Below are 18,119 nucleotides of genomic sequence, written 5' to 3'. Positions count from 1 at the left end.
CGGCCGAGCCCGTCAGTCGTGACGATCTGGCTCGGGGTCCGAAGCCGGGTCGAGTTCGAGTTCGTCAGTGTCGGTGTCGGATTCGGTCTCGACTCCGGTTCTCCTGAGCGGAGCCGCAGGGCTCGACCTGCGGGGCGAGTCGGTGTCGTCGTCGGATTCGGCCTCGACGTCACTCGACGAGCGGGGCGGGTCGTCGAGCCAGGAGTCGAGATCGTCGTCGCCGTTCCTGGCACGGGTGATCCCACCGCTTGCGGCCCACATCACGCCGACGACGAGCGCGCCGGCCAGCATGAGCCACGCGAAGGTGAAGACGCCCGCGGTAGCGGTGTTGACGCCGGTGCGGCCGAGTTCGCCGAGGCGACCGCCGGACACCCAGCTCGCAACGACCACCAGCGCCGCCGCGACGGCCGCACCGATGGCGACGGCGCGCAGGTGACGGATCGGATCGGTGCTCCGGCAGTACCAGCCGAGCAAGACGCCCGCAGCGAGCGGAACGATGAACAGCAGTGCGCCGAGACCTCCGAGACCGGTCTCGGGGAGCGCCGATACGACCGGCAGCGGCGGGACCGCTCCTCGGGAGACGTCGAACGCGTCGAAAACGGTGTCACCGAGCTGGGCGGTGGTTCCGGTGGTGACAGCAGCGGCCCCCACGACCATGTTCGGGAGGTAGAGGATGCTCAGACCCGTCAGCCCCAGATAGCCGTCGAACGAGTTGCCGTCGGCGATCATCGTCGAGACCGAGCCCCAATGCATGACGATGCTGCCGAAGACGAGCAACGCACCGCCCGAGACCAGCACCCCGAACGCGATGACGCCGCCGCGGGCACCGACCCGCTCGGTCGCGGGCACCGCGAACTCGTCGAGGATCGGCCGCAGGCTGGGAATCGCGATACCGACGACGACCGCGGCGCCCTGAATCAGGATCGTGTACCCGAACGCCGACAACGGGTCGGGTTGACCGACCGCGCTGACCGCGGCCCCGTCGGCCACCACGGCCAGCGAAAGTGCAGTCACCAGCACTGAACCGCCGAGCGCAGCACCGACGATTCCGACGAGGTCGGGCAGTTCACGTGCGGTGGACGCGCCGTCGGCGACCACCTTCACGGTTCCGGCACACACCAGCAGGGTCGGCAGCAACGGCAGGACGCCGAGCGTGACCCCGCTGATCGTGACCGGAACCTGGTTGACGGCGAGCCAACCGGCCGCCGTCGCCGACATGATGCCGGACAGTCCGTCGCCTGCGAGGATACGGACGATGCCCAGGACGACGACGATCGCGATGATCGACAGTCCAGGGACGAGGAACGCCACCTTGACCAGGTCCCAGGTGGCGGCCTTCCGCGGCGCGGTGTCGGCACGACGAGCCAGGCGCACCTGCCGGAGGCGGGTGGCCAGAGAGTTCGACGTTCCACTCACGCCGCAGCGGGACCTAGTGCTGCTCGGACTGCGGGTTGGCACCCGGGTCGGTCGCAGGCTTCACGAACGCAGTGGTGGCGCTCGAGTCGCCCGGCTGCTGTGCATGAGCCGACTGACCGTACTGGGTCTGGGCGTACTGTCCCGGCTGTGCCTGACCTGCTTGGGCCTGACCCGCTTGGGCCTGACCTGCTTGGGGCTGAGCTGCTTGGGCCTGAGCTCCCTGGGCCTGGGCTGCCTGGGCCTGCTGCTGGTACTGCTGGCCGTAGCCGTATCCGTAATCGGCGCCGGGCGCGGCAGCAGCCTGCTGCTGTGCGGCGTACTGCGACGCGTCGACTGTCGCGGCCTGCGTCGCACCTGCAGCAGCGAGCTTGATCTGACCACCCTCGACGAGCAGCCACGCGATAGCGGCGATCGCGGACAGGATCGAGGTGATCAGAAGGACGATGGCACCGGCACCGCGCTCACCACCCTCCTTAAACAGGGGGTCGATCATCGAGAACTGGAAGATCGTGATGATGGCTGCGGCGACCGCGACGCTTGTGACGACCGCGACGAAATGCTTTGTGGAGCCGACCAGGAACGTCGTCAGAGCAAGCAGACCTGCAAGCGCCACGAGCGCGTACGGCAGAACGAAGTGCGACTGGAACAACTGGACGCCCTCGCCCCCATCCATCTGCGCCGAGTACCCGTCGAGGAATCCGCAGAACAGGGTGATGATGCCGAGCGCGCCGATGACGGCGGCGATGATCGTCGGGGTGTTCGCGGGCAGTCCCGGGTTGGCCGGCTGCTGCGGCGCACCGTATCCGTACTGGGCCTGCTGCTGGTACTGCTGACCGTACTGCGCCTGGGCGTCGTAGCCCTGCTGGCCGTACTGGGCCCCATACTGCTGGCCGCCGTACTGCTGGCCCCCGTACTGCTGGCCGTAGTCAGCGGGCTGACCATATTGTTGTGCCCCCTGAGGGTTCTGGCCGTAGCCGTATCCGCCGGACTGGGGATAGCTCATCGTCTAACTCCTCACGCATGGAACTCGCCTCGTCCGTCGTTGCGACGAACGTCGTCCACGCTAATACACACGAGCTGAGAGGGTCGTGCACCCATCTGACAGCGACAGTGGAACACAGCGGACCGGCCGATGAGAACTCACCACTCGTGGGCGCGTCCCTGTCCGGCGTACCAGTCGACGAGGCCGTAGTCGTCGACCGACTTCGGATCGATGTTGACGTCGCTTCGGCCTGCGAGGATCGCGGTGACCGGGACCTCCAGTTTCTTGCCCGTCCGCGTGTGCGGGATCCCCGGTGCGACGATCACCTCGTCGGGGACATGCCGCGCCGACAGCCGTGTCTTCACTTGAGACGCGATTCGCGCGGTGAGCTCGTCGGTGAGCTCGGCTCCGTCCACGAGCGTGACGAACAGCGGCATCCAGTACTTGCCGTCGGGCCCGTCGACACCGAGGACGAAGCCTTCGGCGACCTCGTCGACTGCTTCGACGACCTCGTAGATGTCGGCCGAACCCATCCGAATCCCGTTGCGGTTCAAGGTCGCGTCGCTACGACCGTGGATCACCAGCGAGCCGCGGTCGGTGAGGGTCACCCAGTCGCCGTGCCGCCAGACCGTCGGTGCGCCGGCGCGATCCCACTCGTGCGCGAAGTACGCCTTCCGGTACCGCTCACCGTCGGGGTCGTCCCAGAAACTCACGGGCATCGACGGCATCGGCTTCGTGATCACCATCTCGCCGACCTCACCGATCAACGGCTCGGCCTGCGGGGACCAACTCTCCAGTGCGACGCCGAGGTGCCGTACCGAGAGCTCCCCCGCCACGACCGGGACACCCGCCGAGCCGCCTGCGAACGCCGACACGATATCGGTACCGCCGCTGATCGACGACACCGGCAGACCTGCCGCGACGTTGTCGTCGACCCACGTGAACAGGTCCGCGGCGAGCGTCGAACCGGTACTGCCGAGCGTCGACAACGCCGACAGATCATGGTCGCGACCCGGCACGATCCCAGCCTTCCGGGACGCCTGGAGCTGGCCGGGACTCGTTCCGAAATAGGTCACGTTCTCGTCGGCGACGATCTGCCACAGCCGGTCCGCATCCGGATACAACGGAGATCCGCTGTAACAGACGATCCGGGAGCCGACGAGCAGACCGGCGATCTGGAAATTCCACATCATCCAACTGAGCGCCGTGTGCCAGAAGAAGACCGAGTCGGGGCCGAGGTCGGCGTGCAGACCCGTCTCCTTGAGATGTTCGAGGAGAACGCCGCCGTGTCCGTGGACGATGCCCTTCGGTTTCCCCGTGGTGCCGGAGGAGAACAGGACCCACAGCGGGTGGTCGAACGGAACCCGGACCGGCGCCGGGTGGTCCGGAGCGCCGACCGGAGGCGCGACCGCCTCTGTCCACGTCATCGTGCCGTCGGGCGCGTCGGAGGTCTCCCCGACGACGATGTGCGTGCCGACGCCGAGCAGACGGGCGAGTTCGGCCGAGTCCGCGCGCTTGTCGACGTCCTTGCCGTTGAACCGGTAGCCGGCCGACGAGAACAGGACCTTCGGGCGCAACTGCGCGAGGCGGCCCGCCGCCCCTTCGGGCGCGTAGTCCTGACCGCAGCCGGACCAGACCGCGCCGAGCGATGCGGTCGCCAGGAACGCGATCACCGCTTCGGGAACGTCCGGCAGGTACGCGGCGACGACGTCGCCCTCCCCCACTCCGGCGTCCACGAGGGTCCGGGCGACCGCCCCGACCAATCGCGGAAGGCTGTCCCACGTGATCTCGGTCCGCACGCCGTCCTCGGTCAGGCCGACGATCGCGACAGTGTCGCGGTCGGCATGTGCGAGCACCGCGTCCACATAGTTCAGGTGTACGTCCGGGAACCATTTCGCGCCCGGCATCGACGCATCGGGCAGTACCTGGTCGCTCTCGTCGAGCGGCCGCCCGGTGACGGAGCCGACCTCGAAGAAGTCCCACACGCCTCGCCAGAACCCTGGCAGGTCGGTCACCGAGTACTCCCACAGATCGGCGTAGTCAGTCAGGTCGCGGCCGACTCGCGCGCTCAGTTCGCTCGCGAACACATCCATCCGTGACCGGCTCATCCGGCTCTCCTTCACTCGTTGTCACTGCGTTTCGACCATAGTGCGGTCGGTCGGTGAACGGCGGACTCCGCACGTCGCGTCGCGCCGATTCGGTTGTGGCGAGTGGGGTTTCGACTCGCTTCGCTCGCTCAACCGGTTACACGGGGGTTCGCTCGATCGGCAGCAAGGTCTCGACTCCGCTCGACCAACGGGAATGGGGCTCGACCTGCGGGAGGTCTCGACTCCGCTCGACCAGCGGGAATGGGGCTCGACCTGCGGGAGGTCTCGACTCCGCTCGACCAACGGGAATGGGGCTCGACCGGCGAGAGGTCTCGACTCCGCTCGACCGGCGAGAGGGCTACTCCAGACCCAGCATCTCAATCGACTTCGCGCGCATCTCGACCTTGCGTACTTTGCCGGTCACCGTCATCGGGAACTCGTCGACGACGGTGACGTACTTCGGGATCTTGTGCCGCGAGATCTGGCCTGCCGCGAACTCTCGGATGCCGTCCGCGTCCAACGACTCCGCGCCCTCACGAACCCGGACCCACGCCATCAGTTCTTCCCCGTACTTCTCGTCGGGGACACCGATCACCTGTGCGTCGACGACGTCGGGATGGGTGTAGAGGAACTCCTCGATCTCCCGCGGGTAGATGTTCTCGCCGCCGCGGATCACCATGTCTTTGATTCGGCCGGTGATGCGGACGTAGCCGTCGTCGTCGTTCGAGCCGTCGCCCATCACGCCGAGGTCGCCGGTGTGCATCCATCCGTCGGCGTCGAGGGCCTCCGCCGTCTTCGCCGGCTCGTTCCAGTACCCCTGCATCACCGAGTAGCCGCGCGTGCAGAACTCGCCGGTCTCCCCGCGCGGTAGGACGTCGCCGGTGACCGGGTCGACGATCTTGATCTCCAGATGCGGTCCCACCCGGCCGACGGTGCCCACCCGCAGATCCAACGGATCGTCGGTGCGCGTCTGCGTCGACACCGGACTCGTCTCGGTCATGCCGTAACAGATCGACACCTGCGACATGTTCATCTCGTCGATGACGCGCCGCATCACCGTCTCCGGACACGGCGACCCGGCCATGATCCCGGTCCGCAGCGACGACAGGTCGAACTCGGCTCCGGTGTCCAGGAGCGCGAGTTCGGCGATGAACATCGTCGGCACCCCGTACAGACTCGTGCAGCGGTACTTCTCCACGGCGGCCAACGCCGTCTGCGGATCGAACGCCTGCCCGGGGATCACCATCGCAGCGCCGTGCGACGTGGCCGCGAGGTTGCCCATCACCATGCCGAAGCAGTGGTAGAAGGGCACGGGAAGGCAGATCCGGTCCGCCTCCGTGTAGTCGACGAGTTCGCCGACGAAGTACCCGTTGTTGCCGATGTTGGAGTGCGAGAGCGTGACGCCCTTCGGCGACCCGGTGGTACCCGACGTGTACTGGATGTTGATCGGATCCGACGCCGACAGACCGGCCGCGATCTCGTCGATCGCCGCCGACTCGTCAGCCGTCGGCTCGGCGAGAAGACCCGCGAACTCAGCCGACTCAAACAACACGACGGTGCGCAGTTCCGGGGCTTCGGCGCGGACCTCGGTGAGCATCTGTGCGTAGTCCGCGTCGCGGAACCGCTCGGCCGCGAGCACCACGGACGTCCCCGACTGCGCCAGCACGTATGCCAACTCGTGACGCCGGTAGGCCGGGTTGATCACCACGAGGATCGCGCCGATCTCGGCGGCCGCGAACTGGGTGAGCACCCACTCGAATCGGTTCGGCGCCCACAGTGCGACGCGATCGCCCGGTGCCACGCCGAGTCGAAGCAGACCGGCAGCCAGTGCGCGGACGTCCCGACGGAACTCGGCGTACGTCCATTGACGGTCGACGGCGGCGTCCACCAGTGCGAGCGAGTCGGGGACTCGCTCGGCGGTCCGCGCGAGCACTCCACCGATCGTGTCGGTGAGCAGCGCGGGCGCGGCGTCGCCCTTGCTGTAGGAGTCTGCTGCGGTGTACGGGTCGGTCGTGTGAGTCTCTGGCATCGTTCCTCCGGTCGCTCGGCGGGGTCTCGTCAGTCGGTTGGGCGTTGCCCGGCGCGAGCGAGGGTCGCGCGAGCCTGGGCGATGATGGGGCCGTCGATCATGTCGCCGTCGAGAGCGAACACGCCGCCGTCGTGCTCGGCTGCGCCGTCGAGGACGCGGCGAGCCCAGTCGACTCGCTCCGGCGACGGCGCATACCCGTCGCGGATGTGGGCGGCCTGCGACGGATGGATGCAAGCGGTCGCGGTGTAACCGAGTGCGACAGCGTCACGGACCTCGGCGACCAGCCCGTCGACGTCACCGATGTCGGCGTGGATCGCGTCGACCGTGGCCTTCCGATACGCGCCCGCGGCGAGACGGACGTGCGAACGAACGTACTTCGGGAGGTCGCGGTACTCCCCGGGCTCGGCCTCGTCGTCGCCGAATCGGCTCGACGATCCGCCGAGTCCCGCCACGAGGTCCTCGGCGCCCCACATCAGTCCGACGCAGTTCGCCGCGGCGACGATCGCTTCGGCGCGCAGCGCACCCATCGGCGTCTCGATGAGCGCGATCGTGGCCAGTCCGTGTGCGGTGATCTGAGCCGGATCCTCGGTCTTGGCCTGCATCACCAACCGATAGGAGGTCTTCGCCAGCGCCGCGAGATCGAGGTCGTGATCGGCGGTGCCCGCCGCGTTGATCCGCACGATGACTCGGTCCGGATCCTGCGGATTGTCGACGAGTGCGTCCCGTGCCGCCGCCTTGTTACTCGGCGCGACAGCGTCTTCGAGGTCGAGGATCACCATGTCGGCGCGGTCGAGCGCTTTCGCGTAGCGCTCAGGACGGTCGGCCGGGCAGAACAGGAGCGCCGGGCCTGCGGGGATCCAGGGTTCGGTTCGGTCTCGGGGTTCGACTGTCATGGGCGTTGACTCTCCTCGGGAGCGAGACGGACGAGCGTCGCGCGCGACGCCTTGGCAACGATCACACCGTCCTGGTTCCGGCCGATGTGCGTGATGTTCACGATGCCCTCCCCCGGCCGCGAAGACGAGGCCCGCTTACCCGTGCACTCGGTCTCCGCGTACAGGGTGTCGCCCGCGAACAGCGGCGACGGGAACGCGATGTCGCTGAAGCCGAGGTTCGCTACGAGCGTCCCCTGGGTCAGCTGCGCCACCGAGAGCCCGACGATGGTCGACAACGTGAACATCGAGTTAATGAGCCGTTGACCGTCGAACCCTGGCTGTCTAGCCGCCCAGGCCGCGTCCAAGTGGAGCGCCTGCGTGTTCATCGTCAGCGTCGTGAACAGGACGTTGTCGGCTTCGGTCACGGTCCGCCCCGGGCTGTGCTCGTAGACGGCCCCGATCTCGAACTCCTCGAACCAGAGTCCGCGCTGCGGGATGCGCTTGTGCTCCCCGGATTCACCGCTCATGCGGGCAGCCCCAACGAGCGTGCGATCAACATGAGCTGCACTTCGGTGGTGCCCTCGCCGACCTCGAGGATCTTGGAGTCCCGGTAGTGGCGGGACACGAGGTACTCGTTCATGAATCCGTAGCCGCCGTGGATCTGGGTCGCCATTCGCGCGTTGTCCATCGCAGCCTCGCTGGAGACCATCTTGGCGATCGACGCTTCCTTCTTGAACGGCTTTCCGGCGAGCATCTTGGCTGCGGCGTCGTAGTAGGCCATCCGGGAGACGTGCGCACGCGACTCCATCCGCGCGATCGCGAACGACACCGACTGGTATTCGGCGATCGCCTTGCCGAACGACTTGCGTTCGCGCGCGTACTTGATGCACTCGTCGACGCAGCCCTGCGCGACACCGGTCGCCAGACCGGCGATGGCGATGCGGCCCTCGTCGAGGATCGACAGGAAGTTCGCGTAGCCGCGTCCCCGGTCACCGAGGAGGTTCGCCTGCGGGACCCGAGCGTCGGTGAAACTCAGCGGGTGGGTGTCCGACGCATGCCATCCGACCTTGTCGTACGGGGGTTCGGCGACGAAGCCCGGCGTGTCGGACGGGACGACGATCGTCGAGATCTCTTTGCCGCCACCCGGCTTCTCCCCAGTCACGGCGGTGACCGTGACCAGCGAGGTGATGTCGGTACCCGAGTTGGTGATGAACTGCTTGGCTCCGTTGATGACGAACTCGTCGCCGTCGGCGCGCGCGGTGGTCGCCGTCGCGCCTGCGTCCGAGCCTGCACCCGGCTCGGTGAGACCGAAACCGGCCAGCCGCTTGGCCGAGAGCAGGTCGGGAAGCCACCGCTCCTGCTGTTCGCGGGTGCCGAATCGATAGATCGGCATCGCGCCGAGGCTGACGCCCGCTTCGAGGGTGATGGCGACCGACTGGTCGACCTTGCCGAGTTCTTCCAACGCGAGCGCGAGGGCGAAGTAGTCGCCGCCCATTCCGCCGAACTCTTCGGGGAACGGCAGACCGAACAGGCCCATCTCACCCATCTGCGCGACTACCTCGTACGGGAAGGTCTTGTCGCGGTCGTGCTGCGCCGAGACCGGCGCGACGGCCGACTGCGCAAAGTCGCGGACGCTGTCGACGAGGTCCAGATACTCCTGAGTCAATTCCATGTCTGTTCCTTCTTGTGAGCGCTCGTCGTGCGGAAGCTTATGCCCGACTGACGAACCGGGTACGTCATTTCTGGTCTTCGAGTCCAGGCAGGCTGTCGGCCGGCAGGACGTGAGCGAGCAGTTGCGCCGCTGCGACCTTGTCGCCGACCCCGACCGAGATCGTGGCCACGCCGTCGACCGGCGCCCGCAGCGTGTGCTCCATCTTCATGGCTTCGACGACGACGAGCGGCGCGCCGGCCGCAACGGTGGAACCGTCGACGCCGGGAACCGCGACGACCGTGCCGGGCATCGGGCTGAGGACATCGCCCACCGCGTCGTCCGCATCTGCGTCTGCCAAGGACTTGAGGGGCGTCACCTGCCACGTCCCCGCGTCTCCGGCGACCCACCGTCGGCCGTCGGCGGCGCGAACGGTCCACCGCTGCTGGACTCCGTCGCAGGCCAACGCGATCGACCCGTCCGGGCGCGGGGCGACGACGACGTGGGCGCTCCACGGGTCGCCGTCGGACTCCACGGTGACGTCGGCGGCGAGCGACGACGCGTCCGGCGAGGACTGCAGTGTGGCGACCACCGTGTAGTCGGCTCCGTCGACTGCGAGCCGCGACACGTACGGCGACGGCGCACCGATGCGGAAGCCGAGCGCACTCGACCACAGATCGTGCGGGCTCCCGAGGTCGAGAGCACCGAGCGCCGCCGCGGTCAGGGCTTCCGGCGGCGGGAGGGGTGCGGTGTAGTCGACGACGAGTCGGTCGAGTAGTTCGGTGTCGAGCTCGGCGGACTGCACGGCGGGCTGCGACAGCACGAATCGGCAGAAGTCGATGTTGGTGACGACTCCCGTCAGGCGAACCTGGGCGAGCGCTTCGTCGAGTCGGTCGACGGCTTCGGTGCGGTCGGACCCGTGCACGATGACTTTGGCGAGCATCGGATCGTAGTCGCTGCCGACGACGCTGCCGACCCGTACACCGGAGTCGATGCGCGCGTGCTTCGGCCAGACGAGGTCGGTGATCTCGCCGCCGGTCGGCAGGAAGCCCGCCGCCGGGTCTTCGGCGTAGACGCGGGCCTCGACGGCGTGGCCGGTGAGTGTCACGTCGTCCTGGGTGAACGACAGCTGCTCGCCGCGGGCGATCCGTAGCTGCTGCTCCACCAGGTCGAGTCCGGTGACGAGTTCGGTGACCGGATGCTCTACCTGCAGCCGCGTGTTCATCTCCATGAAGAAGAAGTCTTCGGGAGTGACGGCGGAGACGATGAACTCGACCGTGCCCGCGCCGGTGTAACCGACGCTGCGGGCCGCGTCGCAGGCTGCGCGGCCGATGCGGGCGCGGGTCGCCTCGTCCAGGAGCGCCGAGGGCGCCTCTTCGATGACCTTCTGGTGGCGCCGCTGCAGCGAGCACTCGCGTTCGCCGAGATGGACCACGTTGCCGTGGGTGTCGGCGAGGACCTGCACCTCTATGTGGCGAGGGGTGAGGACGAAGTGTTCGAGGAACAGCGAGTCGTCGCCGAACGCGGCTCCGGCCTCACGGCGTGCGGAGACGAGCGCGTCGGGCAGGTCGGCCGGATCGTCGACCCGATGCATGCCCTTGCCGCCGCCGCCCGCACTCGGCTTGATCAGCACGGGGAAACCGATGTCGGGAGCGGCCGCGACGAGTTCGTCGTCGGTCAGTCCCGGGCGCGACAGACCGGGGACGACGGGCACGTCGCGGGCGGTGACGGCGGCGCGCGCCGCGATCTTGTCGCCCATCGTCGCGATCGACTCCTGCGGCGGGCCGATGAACACGATGTCTGCGGCGGCGAGCGCCGCGGCGAACGACTGGTTCTCGGACAGGAAGCCGTAGCCGGGGTGGACGGCGTCCGCGCCGGTCGCCTTCGCTGCCGCGATCACCTTGTCGATGTCGAGGTAGCTCTGCGACGCCGGTGCAGGCCCGAGGCGGACGGCTTCGCCCGCGGCGAGCACGTGCGGCGCGTTCGTGTCGGCGTCGGAGTAGACGGCCACGGACTCGATGCCCATCGCGTCGAGGGTGTCGATGACGCGGACCGCGATCTCACCGCGGTTCGCGACGAGGACCTTGCGGATGGTCTTCACTGAAGTGTCCTTTCCACTCGCCGAACGAGCGAGTGTTCCTTCCCGCACGCGGCGGGCGAACGGAGAGCGTCGGTCACCGTCGTCACATCCGGAAGACGCCGTAGCCGGGCTGCGGCAGCGGCGAGTGACGGCACGCCTCGAGCGCGAGGCCGAGGACGGTGCGGGTGTCGGCGGGGTCGATGATGCCGTCGTCCCAGAGGCGAGCGGTGGAATAATAGGCGTCGGACTGGCGCTCGAACTGAGCGCGGATCGGCTCCTTGAAACGCTCTTCGTCGTCGGCCGACCATTCGCCTCCCGACCGTTCGACACCTACGCGACGGACCGTCGCGAGAGTGTCGGCCGCCTGCGGTCCGCCCATCACCGAGATGCGCGAATTGGGCCACGACCACAGGAATCTCGGCGAGTACGCGCGACCGCACATCGAGTAGTTGCCCGCGCCGAACGACCCGCCGATCATCACCGTCAGCTTCGGGACCGACGCGCAGGCGACGGCGTTGACCATCTTGGCGCCGTTCTTGGCGATGCCGCCTTCCTCGTATTCCCGACCGACCATGAAGCCGGTGATGTTCTGCAGGAAGATCAGCGGGATCCGGCGCTGGTCGCACAGTTCGATGAAGTGGGCGCCCTTGAGGGCCGACTCGCTGAACAGCACGCCGTTGTTGGCGACGAACCCGACGGGATGTCCGTGCAGCGTCGCGAACGCCGTCACGAGCGTCGTTCCGTAGTTCGCCTTGAACTCCGAGTACTCCCCGCCGTCGGCGAGGATCTCGATGACCTCACGCACGTCGTAGGGGGTCTTCGAGTCGGTGGGGACCACGTCGTACAGGTCGGCCTGCTCGCGTCGTGGCGCGACGGTCGGCGACGTCTCCCACTGCGCCGGGACACGAGGACCGAAGGTCTTCACGATCTCGCGGACCTTGGCCAGCGCCTGCTCGTCGTTGTCGACCAGGTGGTCGGTGACGCCGGACACCGAACTGTGCATGGCGCCGCCGCCCAGATCCTCGGCGCTCACGTCCTCCCCCGTCGCCGCCTTCACCAGCGGCGGACCCGCGAGGAAGATGGTGCCCTGGTTCCGGACGATCACGTTCTCGTCGCTCATCGCGGGAACGTACGCGCCGCCTGCGGTCGACGAGCCGAGCACCGCGGAGATCTGCGGGATGCCCGCCGCACTCATCGTCGCCTGGTTGTAGAAGATACGGCCGAAGTGCTCGCGGTCGGGGAACACCTCGTCCTGGTTGAGGAGCATCGCGCCGCCCGAGTCGACGAGGTAGACGCAGGGCAGCCGGTTCTCGGCGGCGATCTCCTGCGCGCGCAGATGCTTCTTGACCGTGACCGGGTAGTACGTGCCGCCGGAGACGGTCGCGTCATTGGCGACCACCATGCATTCGCGTCCGTGGATCCGGCCGATGCCTGCGACGACGCCCGCACTCGGGGCTTTGTCGTCGTACATGCCGTACGCCGCGAGCGGTGCGATCTCCAGGAACGCGGTCCCCGGGTCGATCAGCGCGTCGATCCGGTCGCGGACCAACAGCTTGCCGCGCCCGACGTGCCGGTCCCGTGCCTTCTGACCGCCGCCCCGCGCCGCCACGGACAACCGTTCCCGCAGTCGCGCGACGTGCCCCCGGTGATCGAGCGAGTCCCCACGCTGGTCGAGCGGAGTCGAGACCATGCCATCCCTTTCGGTTACTCACAATTAACTGAACCTGAAGATACGCGACGAACGCCACGTCCGCCAGACCTCCACACGATCATCGCACTGTCCGTGACGTCCATCACAGATTCCGTTATCGTGAAGGCAGGTCGCACACCCTCGCGGCCCACCAGAACACGACCGCTGCGCGAGACACCCACCACCCCGGGACCGACCGCAGCCGACACCGCAAGGCCAGGTGAACCCATGACCGTCGCAGACGAGAGTGCGCGCACGCACTCCGATCCGGGAAGCTCTCCCGCCCACTTCTCCCTCGACGACCGCTACACGCGCGAGTCGGGAAGCATCTATCTGACCGGCATTCAGGCGTTGGTCCGCGTGGTCCGCGACCGCGCCGCCGTCGACCGCCGCAACGGGCTGCGGACCGGATCGTTCATCTCCGGTTACGAAGGCTCACCGCTCGCGGGATACGACCTCGAGATCGCCCGGCGCGCAGCACTCCTCGCCCCGTGGGACGTCACGCACCGGCCCGGACTCAACGAGGAGATCGGCGCGACGTCGGTCATGGGATCGCAACTCGCCGCCAAGGTCGGAACGCTGTCGGCCGACGCGTCGGGCGCGGTCCGGGACGGCGTCGTCGGCTACTGGTACGGCAAGGCCCCCGGTCTCGACCGCGCGACCGACGCCCTGCGACACGCGAACATGATCGGCACCCACCCGGCAGGCGGCGCCGTCGCGCTCGTCGGCGACGATCCGGGCGCCAAGAGCTCCACCGTCCCGTGCGCATCTGAGATGGCGCTGGCCGACCTGTACATGCCGATCCTCTACCCCGCCGACAGCGCCGACATCCTCGACTTCGGTGTGCACGCCGCGCTGATGAGTCGCGTGTCCGGACTGTGGACGTCGTTGAAGATCTCCGCGCACGTCGCCGACGGAGCGTCGACCGCCGTCGTCGACCTCGACCGGTTCGCCGTCGACTACGGCGGCCTGGGAACCAGTCCGCACGTCCCGTCCGGCCGACTCCTCGGCGCAAGCCTCATGGAGCTCGAACAGAATCAGCTCACCACCCGACTGCCCCGCGCCACCGAGTACGCACGGCTCAACGGACTGAACCGGATAGTGCAGTCCACCGGCGACGACCGGATCGGCATCGTCGCCGCCGGAAAGACCTACCTCGACGTCCGAGAATCACTGCGTCGCATCGGCATCGGCGACGACGACCTCGGCAGGCTCGGGATCCGCGTCCTCAAACTCGGGATGGTGTACCCGATGGAGCGCGGGATCCTCGACCGCTTCATCGCCGGGCTCGACGAGGTGATCGTCGTCGAGGAGAAACGCGACTTCATCGAGACCATGATGCGCGACATCCTGTTTCGCAGAACGGACGCTCCCGCCATCGTCGGCAAGGCCAACGAAGACGGTTCCACCCTGTTCTCCCGATTCGGCGAACTCGACGTCGACGCCGTCTCCCACGGCCTGGCGACCCGTCTGGCGTCCCGACACCGCGTCGAACCGGCGCGGCGCTGGATGGACCGGAAGAACGCGACGCGCGAACGCATCCTGCTGCCGCTGGCCGTGCGAACCCCGTACTTCTGTTCGGGCTGTCCGCACAACAGCTCGACGAAGGTCACGCCGGACACGATCGTCGGAGCCGGGATCGGTTGTCACGCAATGGTCCTGCTGATGGAGCCCGAGCAGGTCGGCGACATCGCAGGCGTCACACAGATGGGCGGTGAAGGCGCGCAGTGGCTCGGCATGGCTCCGTTCATCGACGAGAAGCACTTCGTCCAGAACATCGGCGACGGCACATACATGCACTCGGGCTCGCTCGCGGTGCGCGCGGCCGTCGCATCCGGCGAGAACATCACCTACAAGTTGCTGTTCAACGGCACCGTGGCGATGACCGGCGGCCAGGATCCGGTCGGCCAGATGAGCCTTCCGCAGATCCTCGCATCGTTGCAGGCCGAGCGGGTCGCGAAGATCGTCGTCACCTCGGACGAGCCGTCCCGCACCTCGGCTCTCGGACTGCCGAAGGGAGTCGAGGTCCGGCACCGCGACGACATGCTCGACGTGCAGCGCGAACTCGCCGAGATCACCGGGGTCACCGTGTTGGTCCACGACCAGCACTGTGCGGCCGAGAAACGCCGCAAACGCCGTCGCGGGAACGCGGACTCGAGCCAACCGAACAGTCAGTTCACAACGCCGAAGCAGCGGGTGATGATCAACGAACGGATCTGTGAGGGCTGCGGCGACTGCGGCGCGAAGTCGAACTGCCTGTCCGTGCACCCCGTCGACACCGAGTTCGGTCGGAAGACGCAGATCGATCAGAGCTCGTGCAACCTCGACTTCTCGTGCCTGGACGGCGACTGCCCCGCGTTCGTCACCGTCACCCCGGGAACGCAGCGGTCGCGCGAGCGCGTCGCATCCATCGACGCAGCCGATGTCGCCCTACCTGCCCGAGCGTCTGCCACCAGCGACTTCGCGGTCCGCGTCACCGGTATCGGCGGCACCGGCGTGGTGACGGTGTCCCAGGTCCTCGCGACCGCCGCGACCCTCGGCGGGCTCAGCGCACGGACAGTGGACATGACCGGCCTCGCTCAGAAGGGCGGCGCCGTCGTCAGCGACATCAAGGTGTCGTCGACGCCCGTCGAGCAGGCCGCGAAGGTCGCGTCCGGCGACTGCGACGTCTACCTCGCCTGCGACCAGCTCGTCGGCGCGGACCCGGTCAACCTGAAGGTCGCGTCGACCGAGAGGACCGTCGCCGTCGTCTCCACCACGAAGGTTCCGACCGGGTCAATGGTGATCGACACCTCGACGCGTTTCCCCGAGGCCCTCGCGGTGCGGTCGGCCATCGACGACCACGTCGCCCGGTCTGTGTATCTGAACGCGGGCGAACTCTCCGACGACCTGTTCGACGACGAGCAGTACGCGAACATGCTGATGGTCGGCGCCGCCTTCCAGACCGGTTCGCTGCTCCTGTCTGCGGAGTCGATCGAGCGGGCCATCGAACTGAACGGAGTCGCCGTCGACGCCAATCTTCAGGCGTTCCGGCGGGGACGCCAGGCCGTCGTCTCCCCCGACGACGTCGCCGCAGCGGTCGCGTCCGTCCGGACGCCTGCGCCGACCTACTCGCCGAGCGCGACGGCCGAGCGAGCCGCATCGAGCATCGTCGGCTCTGGTGACGAACTGTCGGCGGTGATCACGCGCCGGTATGACGAGTTGATCGCCTATCAGAGCGAGCCGTACGCGCGGACCTGGCTGCGCACGGTTCGCCGTGTCCACGACGCGGGGCACGGCGACGATCTGACGGCGGCGGTGGCCCGCAATCTGTACAAATTGATGGCGTACAAAGACGAGTACGAGGTCGCCCGCCTCACCGACGACACTGCGTTCGCCGCGACGATCGCCGACGAGTTCGGCGACGACGCGAAGGTCGCCGTCCGTCTGCATCCGCCGATGCTCCGCGAGATGGGGATGAAGAACAAGATCTCGTTGGGAGCCTGGGCCGATCCGGCGTTGCGCGGGTTGGCGAAGATGAAGCGACTCAGGGGAACCCGACTCGACCCGTTCGGACACGCCGAGGTCCGTCGGATGGAACGGGCACTGATCGGCGAATACCGCGCCGCGATCGACGAGGTCCTCGCCGCACTCGGCACCTATCCGTCGCCCGAGCGGGTCGCCGCAGCGACTGCCATCGCCGACCTGCCCGACATGGTCCGCGGCTACGAGAGCATCAAGACCGCGAACGTCGCGCGGTATCGCACCGAGATGCGACGACAGTTGGACGCGCTGTAGTCGGTCCTACGACTTCGGCACTTTCTTTCGGCTGTACGCCGAAAGAAAGTGCCGAAGTGTGCGAGCCGAACGGGTTAGTCGCCGAAGACGCGTTCGAAGCCCTCGGGGATGATCAGATCGTCGCGTGAGAGGGCGGCGACGTCGTTCTTGCCGATGCCCATGAGCGCCGAGTCGAGACCCATCCGCATCAGGTCGAGGACGTTCTCCACGCCGGCCTGCCCGTTGGCGGCCAGACCCCACAGGTAGGCGCGACCGATCATGACCGCCTTCGCGCCGAGCGCGAGCGCCTTGACCACGTCACTGCCGCGTCGGATGCCGCCGTCGAGAAGGACGTCGAGGTCGCCGCCGAGTTCGTCGGCGATCGGTCCGAGGACACGGATCGTGGCGGGCGTTCCGTCCAGGTTGTTGCCGCCGTGGTTCGACACCGAGATCGCGGTGGCGCCGATGTCACGGGCGCGCTTCGCATCGTCCATGCGCGTGATGCCCTTGACCATGAACTCGCCGTCCCACTGCTCGCGCAGCCACTGCAGGTCCTCCCACGTGGGCGGCGGGGTGTTCATCCACTGGCCGTACACATCGAAGAACGTCGGACCGGGCTGGCCCGGGTGCGCGATGTTCGGGGCGCTCAGGTCGGGGATCTCGAGTTTGCCGTCGCGGAACCAGCTCAGCGCGTACTTCGGTTTGGTGATCATCTCCGGCGCCAGCTTCGCGACGGCGCGGAGGTCGACCTTCTCCGGGATCTCCGGGCTGCCCCAGTCACGTCCGACGTTGAACACCCAGTCGGTGGTGACGATCAAGCCCTTGCAGCCGGCTTCCTTCGCGCGCATCGCACGAGCCAGGATGTCCTCGCGGCTGCCGAGCCAGTAGATCTGGAAGAACGTCTTGTCGTTGACGGCCGTGACCTCTTCGACCGGCTTGGACGCGAAGCTCGACAAGCCCATAGCCGTACCGCGGTTGGCTGCGGCACGAGCGACAGCGACTTCGCCGTCCGGGTCGACGGCCTGCACGCCGGTCGGCGAGATCATGACCGGGAACGGCAGTTCCTGCCCCATCACCGTCGTCGTCAGATTCCGCTCGGGCGTAGTGCCGATGACATGCGGCGCGAAGCCGAGCTCGGTGAACGCATTCATGTTGTCGTTCACGGTGATTCCGGCCTGCGTACCCGCCACCAGCGACGAGTACACGGTCTTCGGCAACCGCTTGCGAGCGCGCCTCTGCGCCTCACCGACGGTCTCGAACCATGGATTACGACGCCACGGATTCTGCTCGGCGAGTTCGGAGAACTTGGACATAGATGTGTTCTTTCCTAGTTTGTGATGAAGGGGTGACCCGGTGATTCGGCCCTGCCCCGCTACTGATCGAGACCCCCACTCGCCGATCGAGCGGAGTCGAGATCCGAGCCGCACCCCGCTGATCGAGCGGAGTCGAGATCTCGACTTCGCTCGATCAGCGGTACTGGGGGTCTCGACTCCGCTCGACCAGCGAAGCTGTCTCAGCAGACTCCGCTCGACCAGCGAAGCTGTCTCAGCAGACTCCGC

11 protein-coding genes are annotated in these 18,119 nt (G+C 67.7%); 1 reads left to right on the top strand and 10 read right to left on the bottom strand.

Annotated elements, in window-relative coordinates:
- Nucleotides 1-12: 12 nt before the first annotated feature.
- The 9 genes from L5G32_RS08250 to L5G32_RS08210 all read right to left on the bottom strand — a co-directional run bounded on the left by L5G32_RS08250 (nucleotide 13) and on the right by L5G32_RS08210 (nucleotide 12,804).
- Nucleotides 13-1,416, bottom strand: a complete 1,404-nt coding sequence (locus tag L5G32_RS08250; protein WP_237010546.1) for a cell division protein PerM — start codon at nucleotides 1,414-1,416, stop codon at nucleotides 13-15.
- A 13-nt stretch (nucleotides 1,417-1,429) separates the two neighbouring features.
- Nucleotides 1,430-2,419, bottom strand: coding sequence for a DUF5336 domain-containing protein (locus tag L5G32_RS08245; RefSeq protein WP_237010545.1), 990 nt, complete (start codon nucleotides 2,417-2,419; stop codon nucleotides 1,430-1,432).
- Nucleotides 2,420-2,556: 137 nt separating this feature from the next.
- Complete coding sequence (locus L5G32_RS08240) at nucleotides 2,557-4,506, bottom strand: acetoacetate--CoA ligase (protein WP_237010544.1); 1,950 nt, start codon at nucleotides 4,504-4,506, stop codon at nucleotides 2,557-2,559.
- Nucleotides 4,507-4,843: 337 nt separating this feature from the next.
- A complete protein-coding gene (locus L5G32_RS08235; RefSeq protein WP_237010543.1) occupies nucleotides 4,844-6,514 on the bottom strand; it encodes an AMP-binding protein in 1,671 nt (556 codons plus the stop codon).
- A gap of 29 nt (nucleotides 6,515-6,543) precedes the next feature.
- Nucleotides 6,544-7,407 (bottom strand): HpcH/HpaI aldolase/citrate lyase family protein, encoded by an 864-nt coding sequence (locus tag L5G32_RS08230; protein WP_237010542.1) that lies wholly within the window; start codon nucleotides 7,405-7,407, stop codon nucleotides 6,544-6,546.
- The gene (locus L5G32_RS08225) at nucleotides 7,404-7,913 is read right to left on the bottom strand and encodes a MaoC family dehydratase (protein WP_237010541.1); all 510 of its coding nucleotides are present in this window, start codon (nucleotides 7,911-7,913) and stop codon (nucleotides 7,404-7,406) included. The genes L5G32_RS08230 and L5G32_RS08225 overlap by 4 nt, the downstream gene beginning before the upstream one ends.
- Nucleotides 7,910-9,058, bottom strand: a complete 1,149-nt coding sequence (locus L5G32_RS08220; protein ID WP_237010540.1) for an acyl-CoA dehydrogenase family protein — start codon at nucleotides 9,056-9,058, stop codon at nucleotides 7,910-7,912. The genes L5G32_RS08225 and L5G32_RS08220 overlap by 4 nt, the downstream gene beginning before the upstream one ends.
- A 64-nt stretch (nucleotides 9,059-9,122) precedes the next feature.
- Nucleotides 9,123-11,135: an acetyl/propionyl/methylcrotonyl-CoA carboxylase subunit alpha gene (locus L5G32_RS08215; protein WP_237010539.1), complete on the bottom strand. Its 2,013-nt coding sequence runs from the start codon at nucleotides 11,133-11,135 to the stop codon at nucleotides 9,123-9,125.
- Between the two features lie 82 nt (nucleotides 11,136-11,217).
- The gene (locus tag L5G32_RS08210) at nucleotides 11,218-12,804 is read right to left on the bottom strand and encodes a carboxyl transferase domain-containing protein (protein ID WP_237010538.1); all 1,587 of its coding nucleotides are present in this window, start codon (nucleotides 12,802-12,804) and stop codon (nucleotides 11,218-11,220) included.
- 228 nt (nucleotides 12,805-13,032) lie between these two features.
- On the opposite strand from L5G32_RS08210, the gene L5G32_RS08205 reads away from it, so the two are divergent.
- Nucleotides 13,033-16,581, top strand: coding sequence for an indolepyruvate ferredoxin oxidoreductase family protein (locus L5G32_RS08205; protein WP_237010537.1), 3,549 nt, complete (start codon nucleotides 13,033-13,035; stop codon nucleotides 16,579-16,581).
- Nucleotides 16,582-16,655: 74 nt separating this feature from the next.
- Here the strand turns inward: L5G32_RS08205 and mftD are convergent, their stop codons facing one another.
- The gene (mftD, locus tag L5G32_RS08200) at nucleotides 16,656-17,873 is read right to left on the bottom strand and encodes a pre-mycofactocin synthase MftD (RefSeq protein ID WP_237010536.1); all 1,218 of its coding nucleotides are present in this window, start codon (nucleotides 17,871-17,873) and stop codon (nucleotides 16,656-16,658) included.
- Nucleotides 17,874-18,119: the final 246 nt, after the last annotated feature.

The organism is Gordonia zhenghanii (genome assembly GCF_021738965.1).
Taxonomy (GTDB): domain Bacteria; phylum Actinomycetota; class Actinomycetes; order Mycobacteriales; family Mycobacteriaceae; genus Gordonia; species Gordonia zhenghanii.
Note: the sequence above shows the minus strand (reverse complement) of the source record. Positions and strands in the feature narration are given on the sequence as shown.